This is a genomic window from Pseudomonas tehranensis, from assembly GCF_014268615.1.
Taxonomy (GTDB): Bacteria; Pseudomonadota; Gammaproteobacteria; order Pseudomonadales; family Pseudomonadaceae; genus Aquipseudomonas; species Aquipseudomonas tehranensis.
Genome location: NZ_JABWQV010000335.1, coordinates 1 through 4,450 on the forward strand (window position 1 = coordinate 1; position 4,450 = coordinate 4,450).

A 4,450-nucleotide genomic window follows, 5' to 3' on the forward strand; every position below is an offset into this window, starting at 1 on the left:
CTATCGCGAGCAGGCTCGCTCCCACAAGGTTGTGTATCGGTCCCGGGATCCAGAACCGACACCCATGGGCTCAGTTGCTCTTCACCGCATAGTCAGGCTTCTTGTCGTTGCCTTCGATGAACGGGCTCCACGGCTGGGCGCGGATCGGGCCTTCGGTCTGCCAGACCACGTTGAACTGGCCGTCGTCCTGGATCTCGCCGATCATCACCGGCTTGTGCAGGTGGTGGTTGGTCTTGTCCATGGTCAGGGTGTAGCCCGACGGTGCGTCGAACGTCTGGCCGGCCAGGGCTTCGCGGACTTTGTCGACGTCGGTGGACTTGGCTTTTTCAACCGCTTGGGCCCACATATGGATGCCGACGTAGGTGGCTTCCATCGGGTCGTTGGTCACGGCTTTATCGGCGCCTGGGAGATTCTTGGCTTTGGCGTAGGCCTTCCAGGAGTCGACGAATTTCTTGTTCGCCGGGTTATCCACGGACTCGAAGTAGTTCCACGCCGCCAGGTTGCCCACCAGCGGCTTGGTGTCGATGCCGCGCAGTTCCTCTTCGCCCACCGAGAACGCCACCACCGGTACGTCGGTGGCTTTCAGGCCCTGGTTCGCCAGTTCTTTGTAGAACGGCACATTGGAGTCGCCGTTGACCGTGGAGATGACCGCGGTCTTGCCGCCGGCCGAGAATTTTTTGATGTTGGCCACGATGGTCTGGTAGTCGCTGTGGCCGAACGGGGTGTAGACCTCTTCGATGTCCTTGTCTGCCACACCTTTGGAATGCAGGAACGAACGCAGGATCTTGTTGGTGGTGCGCGGGTAGACGTAGTCGGTGCCCAGCAGGAAGTAGCGCTTGGCACTGCCGCCTTCTTCGCTCATCAGGTATTCCACCGCCGGAATCGCCTGCTGGTTCGGCGCCGCGCCGGTGTAGAACACGTTCGGCGACATCTCTTCGCCTTCGTATTGCACCGGGTAGAACAGCAGGCCGTTGAGCTCTTCGAACACCGGCAACACGGATTTGCGCGACACCGATGTCCAGCAGCCGAACACCACCGCGACCTTGTCCTGGGTCAGCAACTGGCGGCCTTTTTCCGCGAACAACGGCCAGTTCGATGCCGGGTCCACGACCACCGCTTCGAGCTGCTTGCCGTTGACCCCACCCTTGGCGTTGATCTCGTCGATGGTCATCAGCGCCATGTCCTTGAGGGACGTCTCGGAGATCGCCATGGTGCCGGACAATGAATGCAGGATGCCGACCTTGATGGTTTCGGCGGCCTGGACGGTCCAGGCCATGCCCATCGCGGCAATGCTTGCCGAGAGTGTAAAAGCCTTGATCAAGCTACGACGCTTCATTGTGCGATCTCCGTGCAATTATGAGTTTTTTTCGATGGCAGATGCGGACGCTGAAGGGGCTTTTGCAAGGGGTGTGCCCGGTTGGGAAAAGGCTTGGGAATGCGGGGTTGGGGCGATGGGGGAAAGTGCCGGCGCACCACGAGCGAACGCCGCATGGGTACTGGTGCGATCAGATGCGCCACATTGGGGCGCAGATACCACTGTCACCCAATATCAAATGTGGGAACGGGCTTGCTCGCGAAGGCGGTGGGTCAGTTACAGGGATGTTAAATGTGCTGCCGTCTTCGCGAGCAAGCCCGCTCCCACAAGGGTTCAGCGACGGCGCATCAGCCCGATGAAAAACAGGCCGCCAATGGCCGCCGTGGCGACGCCAATGGGCAAGTCTTCCGGGGCGATCAGGGTTCGGGCTGCCACATCCACCCACACCAGGAACAGGCTGCCCAGCAGCACGCAGGCCGGCAGCAGCCGACGGTGCTCTGCGCCCACCAGGCGCCTGGCGATGTGCGGCACCATCAGCCCGACAAAACCGATCGAGCCGCTGACGGACACCAGCACGCCGGTCATCAGCGAGGCGATCAGGAAAATCCACAACCTCACCTTCGCCGCGTTCAGGCCCAGGGTCACGGCGGTCTGTTCGCCCGCCATCAGTGCATTGAGCGGTCGAGCCATGCCCAGCAGCAATCCCAGCCCCAGCAACACACTGGCCGCCGGCACCGCCAGCAATTCCCAACGCGCCAGGCCCAGGCCGCCGAGCATCCAGAACATCACCGCGGAACTGGCGCGATGGTCACCCAAAAACAGCAAGAGGTTGGCCGCCGCCATCATCACGAATGACACCGCCACGCCGCACAGCAACAGGCGATCGCTTTCCAGACGGCCTTGGCGGCTGGCGATGGCCAGTACCAGCAGCATGCTCAACAACGCGCCGATAAATGCGGCCAGCGGCAGGGTCAGCAGGCCGATGATCTCACCGACATGCAGCACCACAATGACCGCACCCAAGGTCGCGCCGGACGTGACGCCCAGCAGGTGCGGGTCGGCCAGGGGGTTGCGCGTCACCGCTTGCAGGACCGCACCGATCAGCGCCAGACCCGCGCCCACCAGGGCACCGAGCAGCAGGCGCGGTACGCGGATCAGCCAAACGATATGTTCCTGGCCGGGCGACCAGTACACGTCACCCACACCGAAAGCCTTGTTCAGCAGGATGTCCCAGACCACAGCCACCGGCACCCGCGCCGGCCCGAACCCCAGGGACACCACGCACGACACCAGCATCAGTGCACCGAGGCACACCAGCAGCGCGCCATAGCGACGATTGCTCATGGGCGGTGAAAACCCTTTGCCAGGGTTTGCACCGCCAATACGTTATCGATGCCCGGCGTGGCCTGGACGTAGGGGATCACGATGAAGCGACGGTGCTTGATCGCATCCACCGATTGCAGGGCCGGGTTGTTCAGCAAGAACTGCTGCTTCTGCTCGGCGCTGACTTCGCCGTAATCGACAATCACGATCACTTCGGGATTGCGCTCGACCACGTTCTCCCAGCTCACCCGGGTCCAACTGGTCTCAACGTCATCGAGAATGTTGCGTCCACCCGCAGCATCGATCAGCGCTTGAGGCATGCCGAGACGGCCGGAGGTCATGGCGCGGTCTTCGCCGCTGTCATACAGGAACACCCGGGGCTGGTCGGGCGGTAAATGCTCGCGCACTTCGGCCACTTGGGCCTGCATTGAGGCGATCAAGGCATTGGCGCGGTCCTGTACGTCGAAAATCTTCCCCAGGTTGCGCAGGTCGTTGTAGGTGTCTTCCAGGGTGGCCGGCGGGCGTTTCATCACGAACGCGCAGGATTCGGTCAGCTCGTACACGTTGATGCCCAGCGGTTGCAGGGTTTGCGGCGTCAAGTCGCCGCCCACCCGCATGCCGTAGTCCCAGCCGGCAAAGAAGAAGTCCACGTTGGCATTGAGCAGGGTTTCCACCGACGGGTATTTGGCTGCCAGCTCCGGCAGGCCATCGAGGATTTTTTCCATGTCGGGCGTCACTGACTTCCAGCCACTGATGCCGCTGTAGCCCACCATGCGCGGCTTGAGCCCCAGGGCGAGCATCATCTGGGTCATGTTGATGTCATGGCTGACGGCGTGTTTCGGGGCCTGGTTGAAGGTGACCTCGCGGTTGCAACTGTGGATCGTCAGCGGGTAGTGGCTGGCCTCGGCCAAAGCATGTGCACTGCCGAGCAGCAGCGGCAGAAGCAGCAGGGAACGCAAGATCATGGTTGGGTTATCCAGGTGATTCGGGGGTGGGCGGCCAAGGGATGTTCGTCAATCAGCGCCTGCACGCCAAATACGTCGCGCAATAGCGTGACCGTCAGCACTTCCTTGGGTGTGCCGCTGGCGACGATGTGTCCGTGGTCGATGACGTAGAGCCGATCGCAGAACGCGGCGGCCAGGTTCAGGTCGTGGATGCTGGCGAGAGTGCCGATTCTCAGGCGTTTGATCAGTTGCAGCAGCTGGAGTTGATAACGCGGGTCGAGGTGATTGGTCGGCTCATCGAGGATCAGCAGCTGCGGCTGCTGGGCCAGGGCGCGGGCCAGGATCACCCGCTGCTTTTCCCCGCCCGAGAGTGTGGCGAAAGCATGGTCGCCGAAGCCTTGTAATCCGACCGCTTCAAGGGCCTCGATGACCAGACGGCGGTCTTCGTGACTGTCGCCATCGAACAGGCCTTTGTGCGGCGTGCGCCCCATCGCGACCACTTCCTGGACCGTCAGGCCGAAGGCGTCGGGAAACTCTTGCAGTACCACGGCGATGCGTTGGGCGCACCAACGCGAGGACTGTTTCCAAACGTTGTGATGGTCGAGTTTCACCTCGCCCGCCTCCGGCTGACTGAACCGATAGGCGCAGCGCAACAGACTGGTCTTGCCGCTGCCATTGGGACCGATCAACCCGACAAACTCCCCGGCACCCACCTGCAACGTGGCGTCACGCAGCTGGAACTGGTGATGGCAGTGGCCATGGCCCAGGGGTGTCCAGGCGAGGTGGGAGAGGGTTAGTGCGGTCATGCAGCTACTCAAATGATTGGATCGAAACACAGTTCCCTTGTGGGAGCGAGCCTGCTCGCGAT

General features: G+C 62.2%; 4 protein-coding genes. All 4 read right to left on the minus strand.

The features are described 5' to 3' along the window. Positions 1 to 70 precede the first annotated feature (70 nt). Positions 71 to 1,336 (minus strand): urea ABC transporter substrate-binding protein, encoded by a 1,266-nt coding sequence (gene urtA, locus HU811_RS25300; RefSeq protein ID WP_092395850.1) that lies wholly within the window; start codon positions 1,334 to 1,336, stop codon positions 71 to 73. Positions 1,337 to 1,648: 312 nt separating this feature from the next. After that, complete coding sequence (locus tag HU811_RS25305; RefSeq protein ID WP_092452256.1) at positions 1,649 to 2,659, minus strand: FecCD family ABC transporter permease; 1,011 nt, start codon at positions 2,657 to 2,659, stop codon at positions 1,649 to 1,651. Further along, positions 2,656 to 3,603, minus strand: coding sequence for an ABC transporter substrate-binding protein (locus tag HU811_RS25310; protein WP_186658734.1), 948 nt, complete (start codon positions 3,601 to 3,603; stop codon positions 2,656 to 2,658). Before HU811_RS25310 ends, HU811_RS25305 begins: the two co-directional genes overlap by 4 nt. Then, positions 3,600 to 4,388 carry an ABC transporter ATP-binding protein gene (locus HU811_RS25315; RefSeq protein ID WP_186658736.1) on the minus strand — a complete coding sequence of 263 codons (789 nt, stop codon included), beginning with the start codon at positions 4,386 to 4,388 and terminating at the stop codon, positions 3,600 to 3,602. The genes HU811_RS25310 and HU811_RS25315 overlap by 4 nt, the downstream gene beginning before the upstream one ends. Positions 4,389 to 4,450: the final 62 nt, after the last annotated feature.